The organism is Tenacibaculum adriaticum, from assembly GCF_008124875.1.
Classification (GTDB): Bacteria; Bacteroidota; Bacteroidia; order Flavobacteriales; family Flavobacteriaceae; genus Polaribacter; species Polaribacter adriaticus.
The window spans coordinates 141,667-157,306 of sequence record NZ_VNIA01000002.1 but is presented as its reverse complement, the minus strand read 5'-3'; the positions used below and the strand labels follow the sequence as shown (position 1 = coordinate 157,306).

17 protein-coding genes and 1 other RNA gene are annotated in these 15,640 nt (G+C 29.9%); 13 read left to right on the top strand and 5 right to left on the bottom strand.

The window, feature by feature from the left end:
- Positions 1-34: 34 nt before the first annotated feature.
- The 4 genes from C7447_RS06180 (at position 35) to lptB (ending at position 2,969) form a co-directional block, all read left to right on the top strand.
- The gene (locus tag C7447_RS06180; RefSeq protein WP_148869647.1) at positions 35-1,006 is read left to right on the top strand and encodes a KpsF/GutQ family sugar-phosphate isomerase; all 972 of its coding nucleotides are present in this window, start codon (positions 35-37) and stop codon (positions 1,004-1,006) included.
- 1 nt (position 1,007) lies between these two features.
- On the top strand, positions 1,008-1,829 hold the full coding sequence (gene tatC / locus C7447_RS06175; protein ID WP_148869646.1) for a twin-arginine translocase subunit TatC: 822 nt from the start codon (positions 1,008-1,010) through the stop codon (positions 1,827-1,829).
- A complete protein-coding gene (locus C7447_RS06170) occupies positions 1,804-2,151 on the top strand; it encodes a carboxymuconolactone decarboxylase family protein (RefSeq protein WP_148869645.1) in 348 nt (115 codons plus the stop codon). The genes tatC and C7447_RS06170 overlap by 26 nt, the downstream gene beginning before the upstream one ends.
- An 83-nt stretch (positions 2,152-2,234) precedes the next feature.
- On the top strand, positions 2,235-2,969 hold the full coding sequence (gene lptB, locus C7447_RS06165) for an LPS export ABC transporter ATP-binding protein (RefSeq protein ID WP_148869644.1): 735 nt from the start codon (positions 2,235-2,237) through the stop codon (positions 2,967-2,969).
- Positions 2,970-2,992: 23 nt separating this feature from the next.
- On the opposite strand, the gene C7447_RS06160 is transcribed toward lptB, so the two are convergent.
- Positions 2,993-3,733 (bottom strand): CDP-alcohol phosphatidyltransferase family protein, encoded by a 741-nt coding sequence (locus C7447_RS06160; protein ID WP_211354902.1) that lies wholly within the window; start codon positions 3,731-3,733, stop codon positions 2,993-2,995.
- A 73-nt stretch (positions 3,734-3,806) separates the two neighbouring features.
- Here C7447_RS06160 and C7447_RS06155 point away from each other — a divergent pair, with 73 nt between their 5' ends.
- From C7447_RS06155 to C7447_RS06145, 3 genes are all read left to right on the top strand, one after another.
- A complete protein-coding gene (locus C7447_RS06155) occupies positions 3,807-4,781 on the top strand; it encodes a YheT family hydrolase (protein ID WP_148869643.1) in 975 nt (324 codons plus the stop codon).
- Positions 4,782-4,854: 73 nt separating this feature from the next.
- Entirely contained in the window at positions 4,855-5,919 is a 1,065-nt protein-coding gene (locus C7447_RS06150; RefSeq protein WP_246143030.1) for a putative type IX sorting system protein PorV2, read from the top strand.
- A gap of 65 nt (positions 5,920-5,984) precedes the next feature.
- Positions 5,985-7,094: an Lnb N-terminal periplasmic domain-containing protein gene (locus tag C7447_RS06145; RefSeq protein WP_246143029.1), complete on the top strand. Its 1,110-nt coding sequence runs from the start codon at positions 5,985-5,987 to the stop codon at positions 7,092-7,094.
- Here the strand turns inward: C7447_RS06145 and aroQ are convergent.
- The 3 genes from aroQ to C7447_RS06130 form a co-directional block, all read right to left on the bottom strand.
- Complete coding sequence (aroQ, locus tag C7447_RS06140; RefSeq protein ID WP_148869641.1) at positions 7,071-7,484, bottom strand: type II 3-dehydroquinate dehydratase; 414 nt, start codon at positions 7,482-7,484, stop codon at positions 7,071-7,073. The genes C7447_RS06145 and aroQ overlap by 24 nt on opposite strands.
- Before the next feature lie 53 nt (positions 7,485-7,537).
- Positions 7,538-8,053, bottom strand: a complete 516-nt coding sequence (locus C7447_RS06135; protein ID WP_148869640.1) for a hypothetical protein — start codon at positions 8,051-8,053, stop codon at positions 7,538-7,540.
- A 108-nt stretch (positions 8,054-8,161) separates the two neighbouring features.
- Positions 8,162-8,776: a porin family protein gene (locus C7447_RS06130; protein WP_148869639.1), complete on the bottom strand. Its 615-nt coding sequence runs from the start codon at positions 8,774-8,776 to the stop codon at positions 8,162-8,164.
- Between the two features lie 186 nt (positions 8,777-8,962).
- Here C7447_RS06130 and xerD point away from each other — a divergent pair, with 186 nt between their 5' ends.
- A complete protein-coding gene (gene xerD, locus C7447_RS06125; RefSeq protein WP_148869638.1) occupies positions 8,963-9,859 on the top strand; it encodes a site-specific tyrosine recombinase XerD in 897 nt (298 codons plus the stop codon).
- 14 nt (positions 9,860-9,873) lie between these two features.
- Here xerD and ffs read toward each other — a convergent pair.
- Positions 9,874-9,972, bottom strand: an RNA gene (gene ffs / locus C7447_RS06120) — signal recognition particle sRNA small type.
- Positions 9,973-10,143: 171 nt separating this feature from the next.
- On the opposite strand from ffs, the gene C7447_RS06115 reads away from it, so the two are divergent.
- The 5 genes from C7447_RS06115 (at position 10,144) to C7447_RS06100 (ending at position 15,602) form a co-directional block, all read left to right on the top strand.
- Positions 10,144-10,665 (top strand): DUF4199 domain-containing protein, encoded by a 522-nt coding sequence (locus C7447_RS06115; protein WP_148869637.1) that lies wholly within the window; start codon positions 10,144-10,146, stop codon positions 10,663-10,665.
- A gap of 65 nt (positions 10,666-10,730) precedes the next feature.
- Positions 10,731-10,895 carry a hypothetical protein gene (locus C7447_RS14770; protein WP_170245932.1) on the top strand — a complete coding sequence of 55 codons (165 nt, stop codon included), beginning with the start codon at positions 10,731-10,733 and terminating at the stop codon, positions 10,893-10,895.
- A 181-nt stretch (positions 10,896-11,076) separates the two neighbouring features.
- Positions 11,077-12,033: a glycosyltransferase family 2 protein gene (locus C7447_RS06110; protein WP_148869636.1), complete on the top strand. Its 957-nt coding sequence runs from the start codon at positions 11,077-11,079 to the stop codon at positions 12,031-12,033.
- A gap of 33 nt (positions 12,034-12,066) precedes the next feature.
- Entirely contained in the window at positions 12,067-13,776 is a 1,710-nt protein-coding gene (locus C7447_RS06105; protein ID WP_148869635.1) for a phospho-sugar mutase, read from the top strand.
- Positions 13,776-15,602, top strand: coding sequence for an ABC transporter ATP-binding protein (locus C7447_RS06100; RefSeq protein ID WP_148869634.1), 1,827 nt, complete (start codon positions 13,776-13,778; stop codon positions 15,600-15,602). The genes C7447_RS06105 and C7447_RS06100 overlap by 1 nt, the downstream gene beginning before the upstream one ends.
- Positions 15,603-15,640: the final 38 nt, after the last annotated feature.

The following is a 15,640-nucleotide window of genomic DNA, read 5'->3' as shown; positions in this document are numbered from 1 at the left end:
TATTTTTACACTTTAATTAGAAAATCAATTAAACTTGAAAGAAACAAGTTCTATATTGGCTTTAGCCAAAGAAACCATCCTATTAGAAAGTAAATCTATAGCTAATTTAGCCAATTTATTAGACAATTCATTTGTAGAAGCTGTTAAGTTTATATTAAGTGCCAACGGAAGAGTAATTGTTACAGGAATTGGTAAAAGCGCTAACATTGCAACTAAAATAGTAGCTACTTTTAATTCTACTGGTACACCAGCTGTTTTTATGCACGCTGGAGATGCTATTCATGGAGATTTAGGTAACGTACAAGAAAATGATGTCGTAATTTGTATTTCTAAAAGCGGAAACACCCCTGAAATTAAAGTTTTAGCTCCTTTAATTAAAAATTACAAAAATAAGATTATTGCAATTACTGGAAATCCAGATTCTTTTCTTGGAAAAAATGCCGATTTTGTCTTAAACACCTATGTTGAAAAAGAAGCTTGCCCAAATAATTTAGCACCAACAACAAGTACAACTGCACAACTAGTAATGGGAGATGCTTTAGCTGTTTGCTTATTAGAATTGAAAGGTTTTACAAGTAAAGATTTTGCAAAATATCATCCAGGCGGTGCACTTGGAAAGCGTTTGTATTTACGCGTTTCAGACTTAATAAAAAATAACGAACAACCTAAGGTTATCGCAACAGATAAAGTAACCAAAGTAATTATTGAAATATCTGAAAAACGTTTGGGTGTTACTGCGGTGGTTGATAAAGACAATAAAATAGTTGGTATTATAACCGATGGTGATATTCGCCGAATGTTAAGTAAAACAACTAAAATTGATGAGTTAACTGCTGCAGAGATAATGAGCAAGAACCCAAAAACGATTGATGTTGATGCTATGGCAGTTGATGCCTTAGATACTTTAGAAAACAACAGTATTACACAAATATTGGTTACAAATAAAACTAAAAGCTATGTAGGTGTAGTACATTTACATGATTTAATTAAAGAAGGAATATTTTAAGATGGCAGAAAAAGAAATGTCGTTTCTCGACCACCTTGAAGAATTAAGATGGCATTTGGTCAGAAGTTTTATCGCGATTTTTGTAGTAGCTATTTTGGTTTTTTTTAATATTAACTACATTTTTGATACTATTTTATTAGCGCATTTAAAACCTGACTTTTCTACCTATCAGTTCTTTTGTAAAGTGTTTTCTTCTATAGGAATAGATAGTAGTTTTTGTAACATCCAATTTAGTCAAACCTTACAGAGTTTAAATCCTACACAGCAATTAATGACAGCTATTTGGTCTTCATTGATTCTAGGTTTCATAATCGCATTTCCTTATGTACTTTGGGAAATGTGGCGATTTATAGCTCCTGGTTTACACGTTAATGAACGAAAAAAATCTAGGGGGTTTATATTTACAGCATCTTTCTTATTCTTTTTAGGTATTCTATTTAGCTATTTTGTCATAATACCGATGTCTGTCTATTTCTTTTACAATTTTAAAATTTCAGACGCTGTTCAAAATAACTTCAAACTAGATGCATATATTAGCTTAATTACTAACACTTTATTAGGAGTTGCTGTTTTTTTTGAATTACCAGTTGTTATTTATTTTTTATCAAAAATAGGTTTAATCTCTCCTGAATTTTTACGAAAATACCGTAAACACGCTTTAGTGTTAGTCTTAATTTTATCAGCAATTATTACGCCTCCAGATGTTGCTAGTCAAGTAATTGTAGCGGTTCCTATTATGTTTTTATACGAAATAGGAATTCACGTTTCAAAATATGTTATAAACAAACAAAATAAAAATGTCGAAAAAAGTCCAAGAGTTTAATGAGTACCGTTCTAAAATGAACGAGAAAATTTTATCATCAGATAACAAAGTAATCAAACGAATTTTCAATTTAGATACCAATGCGTATTCCGAAGGACATTTACCTGTTAAAACCAAAGAATTATTAGGTTTAGTTGCCTCTGCTGTATTGCGTTGTGATGATTGTATTGCTTATCATTTAGAAACAGCCTATAAAAACGGAATCACTAAAGAAGAAATGATGGAAACCATGTCGATTGCAACCTTAGTTGGAGGTACGATTGTAATACCTCATTTAAGAAGAGCTGTTGAGTTTTGGGAAGCTTTAGAAAACGGAGTTTAAACCTTAAGACTGTTTTAAGATTATTGCTTTAAAGCATTCGTTACTTTTACACAATAAAAATATACAATTCCATATTTATAATAATGATATTAAGAGCAGATAACATTCAAAAAGTTTACGGAAATAGAAAAGTTGTGAAAGGTATTTCTTTACAGGTAGAACAAGGTGAAATCATAGGTTTATTAGGTCCGAATGGTGCTGGTAAGACAACTTCTTTTTATATGATTGTAGGAATGATTAAACCCAATGGAGGAAATATTTTTTTAGAAGATGAAGAGATTACCGAAGATGCTATGTACAAACGTGCTCAAAAAGGAATTGGATACTTAGCACAAGAAGCATCTGTTTTTAGAAAACTTTCTGTGGAAGATAATATCATGTCGGTTTTAGAATTTACAGATAGAACCAAAACTGAAAGAAAAAAACGTTTAGAAGAATTAATTGAAGAGTTTAGTCTTGGGCATGTACGTAAAAATCGTGGCGATTTACTTTCTGGTGGAGAGCGTCGCCGTACCGAAATTGCACGTTGTTTAGCTTCAGATCCTAAATTTATTTTATTAGATGAACCTTTTGCTGGAGTTGATCCAATTGCCGTGGAAGATATTCAAGGAATTGTTGCTCAACTAAAGAATAAAAACATCGGAATTTTAATTACCGATCACGATGTACAAGCTACACTTGCTATTACAGATCGTACCTACTTAATGTATAATGGCGGAATTCTAAAGGAAGGAACTCCAGAAGAACTCGCTGCAGATGAAACTGTACGTCGTGTATATTTAGGAAAAGATTTTGAGTTAAAAAAGAAGAAGTTTTAAACTTCTTCTTTTTTTTAAAATCATTATTTTTTTACCATATTGCTGAATACTGAAAGCAATACATACAATAAAATTATTAGGGGTATTGCTACAAATTTTAATAGCAATAATAAAATAAAAGAAACTAATAGAAACAAGTACTTTATAGCATTCTTTTTAAAAGAAAAAGTTTTAAATTTTAACGAAAACAGAGGTAATTCTGACACCATTAAAATACTTAATAAAATGGTTACAGTAATTAAGAAAAACTTATTCTGAACCAAATCTACAAAAAGTGATTGTGACGCAAATTCAGCAATTAAAGGTAGGGACACTACAAATAAACTCATCGCTGGTGTTGGCAAACCTATAAAACTGTCTGATTGACGCTCATCAATATTAAACTTTGCTAATCGGTAACATGCAAAAAGTGTTAATAATAATCCTATATACGGATAATTACTTCCTGTAGCTCCGTATTTATCAATACCAAAATAACCAACTGCATCCGTATCAAAAGCATTTACTAAAAGCTGCAGCATAACAATACCAGGAACAACTCCACTAGTAACCATATCTGCCAAACTATCTAATTGCTTTCCTAATTCTCCTTGCACATTTAATATCCTTGCAACAAATCCATCAAAAAAATCAAAAACTATACCTGTAGCAACCAATAGGGCAGTAAATGTATAATCTCCTTTAATAGCAAAAATGATAGCTAAAGTTCCACAAAACAAATTTCCTAAAGTTAATAAATTCGGAATATGCCTTTTAATGTTCATCGTTTTTAGATTTTTTACGAAAATATAAAATTGATTGTTTTTTTTACTACTTTCACTTAATTAGTTATAAAAAATGCCAATATTAAATTCAAACTTTACTCCTACGCTACCTTTTAAAAACGCTCATTTTAATACCGTCTATAGACCTTTATTTATGAAGGACAAAGCGAACTATAAACGGAAACGTATTTTAACTTGGGATACCGATTTTATCGATTTAGATTTCTCTATTGTAGGATCTAATACAATTGTTTTACTTATTCATGGCTTAGAAGGAAGTTCCTTATCTAACTATATGGTAACCACTTCAAATGAATTAAATTTGAATGGATTCGACGCTGCTTGTATGAATTTAAGAGGTTGTAGTGGTGAAGATAATTTACTACTTAAAACCTATCATAGTGGAAAAACGGACGATGTAGACTTTATTGTTAATTATTTAACCGAAAATTACAATTATGAAAATATAATTGTTTGCGGTTTTAGCCTTGGAGGAAATATGACATTAAAATATTTAGGAGAGTACGACAATATTCCCTTGAAAGTTAAAGGCGGGATTGCAGTTTCTGTTCCTGTAGATTTAACATCGTCTCAAGCAGAACTGGGAAAAATTAAAAATAAAGTTTACATGAATGAGTTTCTGCGAACCATGAAATTAAAACTTCTCGAAAAAGCAAAAAAACATCCTGATTTTAAATTAAACAAAGAACTTTTACTCAAAGCAACTAAATTTCGACATATCGAAAAACAATTTACTGTACCTGTATTTGGATTTAAAAGTTCGGAAGATTATTGGGAACGAGCAAGTTGTAAACCTTATATTCCTAAAATAAAACACAAATCATTATTAATTAATGCTAAGGATGACAGTTTTTTATCTAAACAATGTTTCCCTATTAAAGAAGCTGAAAATTCTGATACTTTTCACTTTATGATGCCAAATTATGGAGGGCATGTTGGTTTTATTTCCTCATTTACAGGTGAAAATCGTTGGGTTGAACATCAAATTGTTAATTTTATCAATAAAAAGCTTAACATAATACCTTAGCTAACAATAAGCTGTTAAATACCTAGTTATTTTAATTGGATTTAAGATATTTGTAACCCTTGAAATCATCAATTTGAAAAAACACTTTTTTTATATAGCCTTTTTACTTCCTTTAACTGCAATTGCACAATTTAGAAACTATTCGAACGAGTTTTTAAATATTGGAGTAGATGCTGCAGCTTTAGGAATGAGTAAAGCAGTAGTTGCATCAAGTAACGATGTGAATTCTGCTTATTGGAATCCAGCAGGTTTGGTAAATATTAAAGATTATCAAGGTTCGTTAATGCATGCCTCCTATTTTGCAGGTATTGCAACCTATAATTTTACTGCTTTTGCAATGCCTATTGACAAAGAAAGTGCTGTTGGATTATCACTTATTCGATTTGGTGTTGATGATATTTTAAACACAACCGAATTAATTGATAGTGAGGGAAATATAGATTACAGTCGTATTAGCCTCTTCTCTAATGCAGATTATGCCTTTAACATCGCTTATGCACGTAAAATGGTTTTAGATGGATTCCATTTTGGTGCCAACGCAAAAATTGTTCGTAGAATTATAGGGGGTTTTGCTTCTTCTTGGGGATTTGGTTTTGATGCCGGAATACAATTCAACAAGAACGATTGGAAATTAGGCTTAATGGTTCGAGACATTACCACAACCTTTAATACTTGGGTTATAGATGAAGCTGAATTTGAAAAAATAAAAAATGCAATTCCTGATCAAAATCAAGAATTACCAGAAACTACAGAAATAACAAAACCAAAAGTTCAATTTGGTATTGCTAGAAGTTTTGTAATTGGTCGTTATTTTAATCTTTTATCAGAATTTGACTTAAACATGCGTTTTGCAGAAACAAATGATGTTATTTCTACCAGTTTTGTCAGTATAGACCCTGCTATTGGTTTTCAATTAGATTATGATAACATTGCCTTTTTAAGAGCTGGTATTGGTAATTTTCAAAATACAACCGAGTTTGATGGCAGTAAATCTTTATCCGTCCAACCTAATTTTGGTGTAGGCTTTAAATATAAAGGAATACAAATTGATTACGCTTTAACTAATATTGGAAGCGTTGGTAACGCTTTATATTCTAACATTTTTTCTATTAAATTTGATTATAGTTTTTACAGATAATTATGCTAAAAAAAATACTAATCTCCTTTTATTTATTTATTTCTTCTTTCGGATTTTCACAAAACATGCAACTTTCTATATATTCAGAAATTAGTGTAGTCACCTCTGGTCCTGGAGATAATTTATATGAGAAATTTGGACATACAGCAATTAGAGTTAAAGATCCTGTTTTAAGCTTAGATTTAATTTACAACTACGGAATTTTCGATTTTGACGCACCTAATTTTTATCTGAATTTTACCAAAGGATTCATGAAATACAAATTAGCACGTTATGATTTTTATTATGCCTTACGAAGTGCCAATGAAGATAAACGATGGATGAAACAGCAAGTGTTAAACTTAACTTCAGAAGAAAAAAATAACTTCTTTACTTTTTTACAACACAATGCAGAACCAGAAAATGCTAGCTATTTATACGATCCTTTTTACGATAATTGCGCCACAAGACCTCGAGATATTATTAAAAAAGTATTAGGAGATAAACTAACTATTTCTAGTGATTTTATAACTTCTGATACATCTCTACGTCAATTAATGAACATAGAAATTAATCCAAATACATGGGGAAGTTTTGGTATAAATGTTGCATTAGGAAGTAAATTAGATAAAGTCGCTACCGCCGAAGAATATATGTATTTACCTGATTATGTATTTAAAGCTTTAGAAGTATCTAAAATAAAAAGAGAAACTGAAGAAGTTCCTTTGGTAAAAAGAACACAAACGTTGTTAGATTTTGAAGAAAAACAAGCTAAAAGTGATGCTTTTAGTCCTCTTTTAGCATTTTCTATCTTATTGATAATTGGAATTTTTACAACCTATAATGATTATAAAAAACTTCAACGGACTAAATGGTTTGATTTCATGTTATTCTTTATAACAGGTGTTATAGGATTACTTATTATGTTTCTTTGGTTTTTTACCAATCATTCTACAGCTCCTAATAATTTTAACTTCCTGTGGGCTTTTGCTCCCAATCTGATTGTTTCTTTTTTCTTGCTGAAAAAGAATCCTCCAAAATGGATAAAAAAATACATTTTGTTTTTACTAATGCTTTTAGCTATAATACCGATTATTTGGTTAAGTAAAATGCAGCTATTTTCAGTATATTTAGTAGAAGTCTTTGTTTTATTGGTTATTCGGTATATTTATTTACAAAAAACTTTGGATAGCTAAATCGTAACTTTGTAATCCAAAACCGCTAATAACACCTTTTGCATTCGGAGCTATGAAACTTGTATGTCTAAATTCTTCACGAGAATGAACATTAGAAATATGAACTTCAATCACTGGAGATTCTATTGCTTTTACTGCATCTCCTATTCCAACAGAAGTATGAGTATATGCTGCTGCATTTAAGATAACACCATCATAATCAAAGCCTACTTCGTGTAATTTATCTATAATTTCTCCTTCTATATTAGATTGATAATAAGATAAAGTAACATTTTGAAACGTGTTTTTTAAAGTTTCAAAATAAGTTTCAAAAGAACTTGCTCCGTAAATCTCAGGTTCTCTTTTACCTAATAAGTTTAAATTGGGGCCGTTAATTATTATAAGTTTCATCTTCTAAATTAAAAAAAGTGCAAATAAGCCTCTTAAGCTATATTATTAATAAACTAGTAAAAATAAAAATCGTCTTTACCAGCATTAAAATCATATACCAAACCTAAACCTATAAAAGCATAAGTAGGTTTTCTTTTCTTTATTCCTGCATAGAATAAATTGACTTTAAAAGCTTGATTAATTTTATAACCAACTAAAGGTTTAAAAAAAACACCCCCATTATCTCCTTCTGGTGAAAGACCTACAGCAAAACCAAGATCTGCTCCTACATAAAAAACATCTTCGTTAGAGTTAAAACGAATAGCTGTGCTAATTGGTAAATACATTTTAGCATCTGATTTTTCTCCATTTGCTTCTTTTGAACTAAAAAATACTAAACCTAACGAAGGTCCAACAACAAATTCATCAGAAATATCAAATAAATAATTAATATCTCCTCCAAAAGCCATTTTAGATACTGGCTCTATATTTCCAATGGTAATTCCTCCGTTAATTCCAATATTAAATTGTTGTTGTGAAGTAACTTGTATTGAAATATTCAAGAAAGTCAATAATAATATTTTTTTCATTTTTATATGACAAATTTACGGCTAAGATATAAAATAATTATTCAAATTATAAGTATAAAAAAGGGCGCAGTATTGCGCCCTTTTCTATTTTTATTTCCTTTTATATACTTAAAAGAAGTATCCTACAGAGATTTGAAACACTCCGTTTTTAACACTTTCATCTCCTTCTGTATCAAGCACATTAGTAAGGCCTAAATTATATCTAGCTCCAAAATTTAAACCATTTTCTAACTTATATCCAGCTCCAAAATTTAAACCGAAGTCTATACTTGAAAAATTATCTTTAACATCTTGTTCGTCTGATTCACCTTCAAATTCAACTTTTTGTTTAGCAGATAATAAAAATCCTATTTGAGGTCCCGCTTCTAAACTTAAACCTTCAGCTACATAATATTTAGCAATTACAGGTACATTTAAATAGTCTAACTTTAAAGTACCATCAGCTTTAATGGTCACTACATTCGTCCCATCATCAAAGGTTTCCTCTAATTCTGAAGTTAATCCTTGAGCTGAATACACTAATTCTGGTTGAAGAGAAAATTTATCAGAAATTTTAATCTCTGCTACACCTCCAACATGAAATGAAGTTCTAGCATCGTTGTTTTCTACATCTCCTGATACATTTGCAATGTTTAAACCCGCTTTTGCCCCAAATTTAACTTCTTGTGCATTTGCTGTTAAACCAAATGCAACCATAGCAATACTTAATAATAGTTTTTTCATAATAAATTATTTAATTTTAAGTCATCAAAAATATATTTATTGTTCGAAAAAAAAAGAATTTTTATATTTATTTTAACATAAAACAAACAACACATTATATATCAACACATTAAAATAGTTACTTTTAAAAAAGCTACTTTTTTAAAAATAAACTATTATACATTCTTTAATTTTACAGAAAAAGATTTGAACTGGGAGCAAGCTACAAACGATTATAAACTATACCTGCAAATTGAACGTGGTTTATCTAAAAACTCTATTGATAGCTATAGTAGAGATATAGATAAACTATTGTTTTTTTTAGAGGAAAATAATATTTCAGTAACACCTGTTGCTATTCAAAAATATATTATTCAACAATTTATTTATGAGATTGCTAAAGAAATAAGTCCGAGAAGTCAAGCCCGCATTATTTCTGGTCTACGAAGCTTTTTTGATTACTTAATTTTTGAAGATTATCGAGTTCAAAATCCTTTAGACTTAATTGAAACTCCAAAAATTGGACGAAAATTACCCGATACGCTTTCTAAATTTGAAATTGATCAACTTATTAACGCGATTGATTTAAGTCATCCGCAAGGTGAACGTAATAAGATTATTATAGAAATGTTGTATGCATGTGGGTTACGTGTTAGCGAACTCATTAATTTACAACTCTCAGATTTATTTTTAGACGAAGGTTACATTCGAGTACTTGGAAAAGGTGATAAATTTCGATTCGTACCTATTCATTATACTACAATCAATTTTTTGAATTATTATATTAATTCAATTAGAAATCTTGTAAAACCTTATAAAGAGGATGAAGATATCATTTTTTTAAACCGAAGAGGAAAACGCTTAACGCGACAAATGATTTTCATCGTTTTAAAAGAATTAGCAACAAAAATCAATTTAAAAAAGAAAATAGGACCTCATACACTTCGTCATTCCTTCGCTACGCACTTATTACAAAACGGAGCCGATTTACGTATTATCCAACAATTATTAGGCCATGAAAGTATCACTACCACAGAAATTTATGTGCATTTAGATAAAAGTTATTTACAAGAAGTAGTAGAAAAATATCACCCGAGAAAGTAATTTTTGAGCATAAAAAAAGGCAAGCTACCTACATCACACCGCTACGACCTAATACCCTTGCTGCGTTCCCGCCCTGGGGGATTCAAAGGGAGCTGGTTGTGTAGGACTTGCCCGGTGCAAATTTACAATCATTTTTTTAATCATTAACAATAAATTTACATGATTTTTTTGTAACATTTTTAAAATACTGACTACTAATAGATTGTTTTTAATATTTTTTTCAAAATAAAATCTATAAAACAAAAATTATATATTTGTTAATCAACTAATCAAAATTTATTACAATGGAAAATCAAGCAAACAGTAAAAGTATTATTTTAAACTATGGTTTATATCTAGGTATAGCTTCAATATTTATAGCTTTAATTAAATATGCAACAGGAATGCAGTATACACAAGAATGGTATTCTGGTTTATTAGGATTATTACTTATGATTGCATTAATCGTTCTTGGAATAAAAAAATTTAAAACTGATAATAATGGTTTTATTTCTTTTGGTAGTGGTATAAAAATTGGTTTGGGTATTACACTTATTGCTACTCTAATTATAATGGTTTATTATGCTTTATTCTCTTTGGTAATAGAGCCCGCTTTTATGGAACAAACTATAGAAACTCAAAAAACTGTTTGGGCTGATAGTTATGGTATGACAGATGAACAAATAGAACAAAGCGAAGAGACTACTAGAAAATACTTTTATTTATCTTTATTTGGTGGCATTTTAATAATGAATTTATTTCTTGGTGGTATAATTTCATTAATAACAGGCGCCGTTTTGAAAAAAACAGAAGAAAATCAATATTAAAAATTCTTAATAAAATTATAATTAATTATAAAATAATTACATTTGGTTTATATAAAAATTAAATTATGATGATAGATAAATTCAAAAATTTCGAACTTAACAAAAAACAACAAAAAGAAATTAATGGTAGTGATGCTCCAATTCCGAACGTAGATGCTTGTGCTAGAGCCACAGGTTTATTTGCTGGAGGTGTTTGGTGGGCAGGTATAGGTAGATGGATTCATTGTTAATCTCAACATAATAAAAAAATGTCTAAAAAATTAGACGTCTTTTTTGTTATTAGTTTTAAAAACAAAACGATATTTAACACAATATACAAGGTTTTATTATTAATAATAGTTAAAAAGGTAAAGTTATAAAGTTTACGAAAGACTTTGTAACTTTACCTTTTTAATTTTTGGACTAACGAATATGAATATATCGGTAGTAATACCACTTCTTAACGAAGATGAATCTTTACAAGAATTACACGATTGGATTGCAAATGTTATGCAATCCAATCAATTTTTATACGAAATCATATTTATTGATGATGGAAGTACCGATAATTCCTGGAAAGTTATAGAAGAATTGTCTGCAAAAAACAAATCGGTTAAAGGAATTCGTTTTCAAAAAAACTACGGAAAATCACAAGCCTTGGATGCTGGTTTTGGTTTAGCTCAAGGTAGCGTAGTTATAACCATGGATGCTGATTTACAAGATAGCCCAAATGAAATTCCTGAATTATATAGGTTAATTACTGAAGATAGTTTCGATTTAATTTCTGGCTGGAAAAAGAAACGATATGATAATGTTGTAACCAAAAACATACCCTCTAAACTTTTTAACTGGGCAGCAAGGAAAACATCTGGATTAAAGTTACACGATTTTAATTGTGGATTAAAAGCTTACAAAAATGAAGTAGTAAAGACTGTAAAAGTTAGTGGAGAAATGCATAGGTACATTCCTGTTTTAGCCAAAAACGAAGGGTTTCATCATATTGGTGAAAAAGTGGTTCAGCATCAAGCAAGAAAGTATGGAGTTACCAAATTTGGTATGGATCGTTTTATTAATGGTTTTTTAGATTTAATAACCATCTCTTTTTTATCAAAATTTGGAAAACGCCCAATGCATATTTTTGGTTTGTGGGGTTCTTTGATGTTTCTCTTCGGGTTTTTATCTGCTTTTTACATAGGAACCATGAAAATATACCGTTTAGTTAGCGGTATAAAAACAATTTTAATTACAAGTAATCCTTGGTTTTACATTGCATTAACCTCCATGATTTTAGGTACTCTCTTGTTTTTAGCTGGCTTTCTGGGAGAGCTTATCATCAAGAGTAATTCTCATGAAAAACACTATACCGTTAAAGAAAAATTAAATTTTTAAACTAGTATCTTTGCATACTTTTAAATTGTACAAATGGAAGATATTTTAGGAAAAGCAAAATTATGGTTATCTACTACTTTTGATAATGAAACACGTAATGAAGTTCAACATTTATTAGATACAAATTCAGAAGATTTAGCTGACAGATTTTATAAAGATACCGAATTTGGTACAGGCGGAATGCGCGGAATTATGGGTGCTGGAACCAATCGAATTAATAAGTATACCTTAGGTAAAGCAACACAAGGTTTAAGTAATTATTTACATGAATCGTATCCTAATCAAGAAATTAAAGTTGCTATTGCCTACGATTGTCGTCATAATAGTAAAGAATTCTCAAAATTAGTTGCAGATGTGTTCTCTGCAAACAATATCAAAGTATATGTATTTGAAGATTTACGTCCAACTCCTGAATTATCCTTCGCTGTAAATCATTTAAATTGTCACGCTGGTATTGTTTTAACGGCATCTCATAACCCTCCAGAATATAACGGATATAAAGTATATTGGACAGATGGGGGGCAAATTGTACCTCCGCAAGACAAAGGTATTATTGATAAAGTAAACTCGTTAGATTTTGCCGACATCAACTTCAATAAAAAAGAAGAATTAATTTCTGAAATAGGAAGTGAAATTGACGAGGCTTTTTGGGATGCTTCAATTAAAAACGGAACATTCGATATTAAAGGAAGAGAAGATTTAAAAATCGTTTTTACTTCGTTACACGGTACATCTATCAAATTAATTCCAGAAGTTTTAAAACGAGCAGGTTATACTCAAGTTCATATTGTTGAAGAACAAGCAGAACCCAACGGCGATTTTCCAACAGTAAAATCTCCCAACCCAGAAGAGCCTGCAGCACTTAAAATGGCTGTTGATTTAGCAAATAAGTTGAATGCTGATATTGTTATTGGTACTGACCCAGACAGTGATCGTTTAGGAATAGCAGTTCGTGACCTAGAAGGAAATATAAAATTGTTAAATGGAAATCAAACCATGTCGGTAATGACCGATTTCCTAATTAAACAATGGAAAGATAACGGCAAATTAAACGGAAAACAATTTATAGGTTCTACTATCGTTTCAACCAATTTGGTTAATGAAATTGCAGATGCCTATCATGTTGAAACTAAAGTTGGTTTAACAGGATTTAAATGGATAGCTAAGATGATTAAAGACTATCCAGAACAAGAGTTTATAGGTGGTGGTGAAGAAAGTTTTGGTTATATGGTAGGGGATTTTGTTCGTGATAAAGATGCTGTTTCTTCTACCTTATTAGCTTGTGAAATTGCAGCTGATGCTAAAGCAAACGGAAGTTCTTTTTATAAAGCACTTCTAGATATTTATGTAAAACAAAGTTTTTACAAAGAGCACTTAGTTGCTTTGGTTAAAAAAGGAATGGATGGCGCCAAAGAAATCAAACAGATGATGGTTGATTTTCGTAATAATCCACTTTCTGAAATTGATGGTGAAAAAGTTACTTATTTAAATGACTACCAATCATCTGTTAGAAAAAATATACTTACAGGAGAAGAGTTTGCTATAGAAATTCCAAAATCTAATGTATTGATATATGAAACAGAAAAAGGCACAAAAGTAGCTTGTAGACCAAGTGGTACCGAACCAAAAATTAAATTTTACATCAGTGTAAAAACGAAAATTAATTCTGTTGATGAAGTTGCATCCAAAGAATTAAAATTAGATCATAAAATTCAACGAATCATAAAACAATTAGGAGTTTAGTGAATTATTTTAAAAAGATTATTGCATACGCTTTACCATATAAAAAGCATGGAATTTTAAATATTTTCTTTAATATTTTATATGCTGTATTCTCTACTTTATCTTTTTTGGTGTTAATGCCAATGCTAGAGGTTATTTTCAAGCCTGGATCTATTGTAAATACTAATAAGCCAGTTTTTAAAGGAATTACTGAGATTATAGAATATTTTAAAGGCTCTGTTTCTTATTATGTTTCTGAAATTGCTGGAGAAGACAAATCTAAAGCTTTAATGATTGTTGTTGGATTAGTAATTTTTACTTTTTTCTTTAAAAATATATTTAACTATTTAGCGATGTATTTCATTACTTTTTTGCGTAATGGAGTACTAAAAGATATTCGAAACGATTTATACAAGAAAACCATCAACTTACCCATTTCTTTCTTTTCTGAAAAAAGAAAAGGAGATATTATGGCGCGTATTGGTACCGATGTTTTAGAAATTCAACATTCCTTTTTATCAATTTTAGAAATGTTAGTCAGAGAACCTCTAACTATTATTTTTACCATTACAGCAATGCTATTAATAAGTATTAAGCTCACGCTTTTTGTTTTTGTTTTTATTCCTGTTTCTGGTTTTGCTATTTCTATAATAGGTAAAAGTTTAAAAAAGAAATCTGATAGTGTTCAGAAAGAACAAGGATATTTTCTTTCTTTACTAGAAGAAACTTTAGGAGGCTTAAAAGTGATTAAAGGTTTTAATGCAGAAAAAGATTTTCAAGGCAAATTTGAAAACTCTACAAACCGATTTTTTCATTTTTCAAATTCATTATTAAACAGAACTAATTTAGCAAGTCCTACAAGCGAATTTTTAGGAATTGGAGTAATAGCTGTATTACTTTGGTATGGTGGTCGTTTAGTTTTAGTAGATGGTTCGTTGGCTGGCGAAGAGTTTATTACCTATATCGCATTAGCATATAATATTTTAACTCCTGCTAAAGCTATTTCAAAAGCTTCATACAGTCTTAAAAAAGGAAATGCTGCTGCAGAACGTGTTTTAGAAATTTTAGAGACTAAAAATCCTTTAGAAGATTTACCAAATGCTATTGATAAAACTTCGTTTGAAAACGAAATAGAATTTAAAAACATTTCGTTTAAATACCAAGACAATTATGTTTTAGATGATTTTTCATTATCTATTCCTAAAGGAAAAATGGTCGCACTAGTTGGGCAGTCTGGAAGTGGCAAATCTACCATCGCAAATTTAATTACTCGTTTTTATGATGTTAATAAAGGAGCTATTACTATTGATGGAATTGATATTAAATCAATTAAAAAACACTCTTTAAGACAACTAGAAGGATTGGTAACACAAGACTCTATTTTATTTAATGATAGTGTAAAAAATAATATTACTCTAGGATCAACTTATAAAACAGATGAAGAAATAATTGCTGCTGCAAAAATTGCAAATGCTCATGAATTTATTTCAGAATTACCAAATGGTTATAACACCAATATTGGTGATAGTGGTAATAAATTATCAGGCGGACAAAAACAACGTTTAAGTATTGCGCGAGCTGTTTTAAAAAATCCTCCAATTATGATTTTAGATGAAGCTACATCTGCATTAGATACCGAATCTGAAAAATTGGTGCAAGATGCTTTAGAAAAAATGATGATGAATAGAACTTCAATCGTTATTGCCCATCGATTATCTACCATCCAAAAAGCAGATTTAATTGTAGTAATGCAAAAAGGAAAAATCGTAGAACAAGGAACTCATGAAACTCTAATTGCTATTAATGGAACTTATAAGAAATTAGTAGATATGCAATCGTTAGATTAATATAAAATAAAAAAAAGAGAAGTTAAAACTTCTCTTTT

Bases quoted from the DNA above. Each gene is read 5' to 3' on its own strand.
- tatC (WP_148869646.1), top strand. From the start codon at position 1,008: ATGGCAGAAAAAGAAATGTCGTTTCTCGACCACCTTGAAGAATTAAGA.
- C7447_RS06170 (WP_148869645.1), top strand. From the start codon at position 1,804: ATGTCGAAAAAAGTCCAAGAGTTTAATGAGTACCGTTCTAAAATGAAC.
- lptB (WP_148869644.1), top strand. From the start codon at position 2,235: ATGATATTAAGAGCAGATAACATTCAAAAAGTTTACGGAAATAGAAAA.
- C7447_RS06160 (WP_211354902.1), bottom strand. From the start codon at position 3,733: ATGAACATTAAAAGGCATATTCCGAATTTATTAACTTTAGGAAATTTG.
- C7447_RS06155 (WP_148869643.1), top strand. From the start codon at position 3,807: ATGCCAATATTAAATTCAAACTTTACTCCTACGCTACCTTTTAAAAAC.
- C7447_RS06145 (WP_246143029.1), top strand. From the start codon at position 5,985: ATGCAACTTTCTATATATTCAGAAATTAGTGTAGTCACCTCTGGTCCT.
- aroQ (WP_148869641.1), bottom strand. From the start codon at position 7,484: ATGAAACTTATAATAATTAACGGCCCCAATTTAAACTTATTAGGTAAA.
- C7447_RS06135 (WP_148869640.1), bottom strand. From the start codon at position 8,053: ATGAAAAAAATATTATTATTGACTTTCTTGAATATTTCAATACAAGTT.
- C7447_RS06130 (WP_148869639.1), bottom strand. From the start codon at position 8,776: ATGAAAAAACTATTATTAAGTATTGCTATGGTTGCATTTGGTTTAACA.
- C7447_RS06115 (WP_148869637.1), top strand. From the start codon at position 10,144: ATGGAAAATCAAGCAAACAGTAAAAGTATTATTTTAAACTATGGTTTA.
- C7447_RS14770 (WP_170245932.1), top strand. From the start codon at position 10,731: ATGATGATAGATAAATTCAAAAATTTCGAACTTAACAAAAAACAACAA.
- C7447_RS06110 (WP_148869636.1), top strand. From the start codon at position 11,077: ATGAATATATCGGTAGTAATACCACTTCTTAACGAAGATGAATCTTTA.
- C7447_RS06105 (WP_148869635.1), top strand. From the start codon at position 12,067: ATGGAAGATATTTTAGGAAAAGCAAAATTATGGTTATCTACTACTTTT.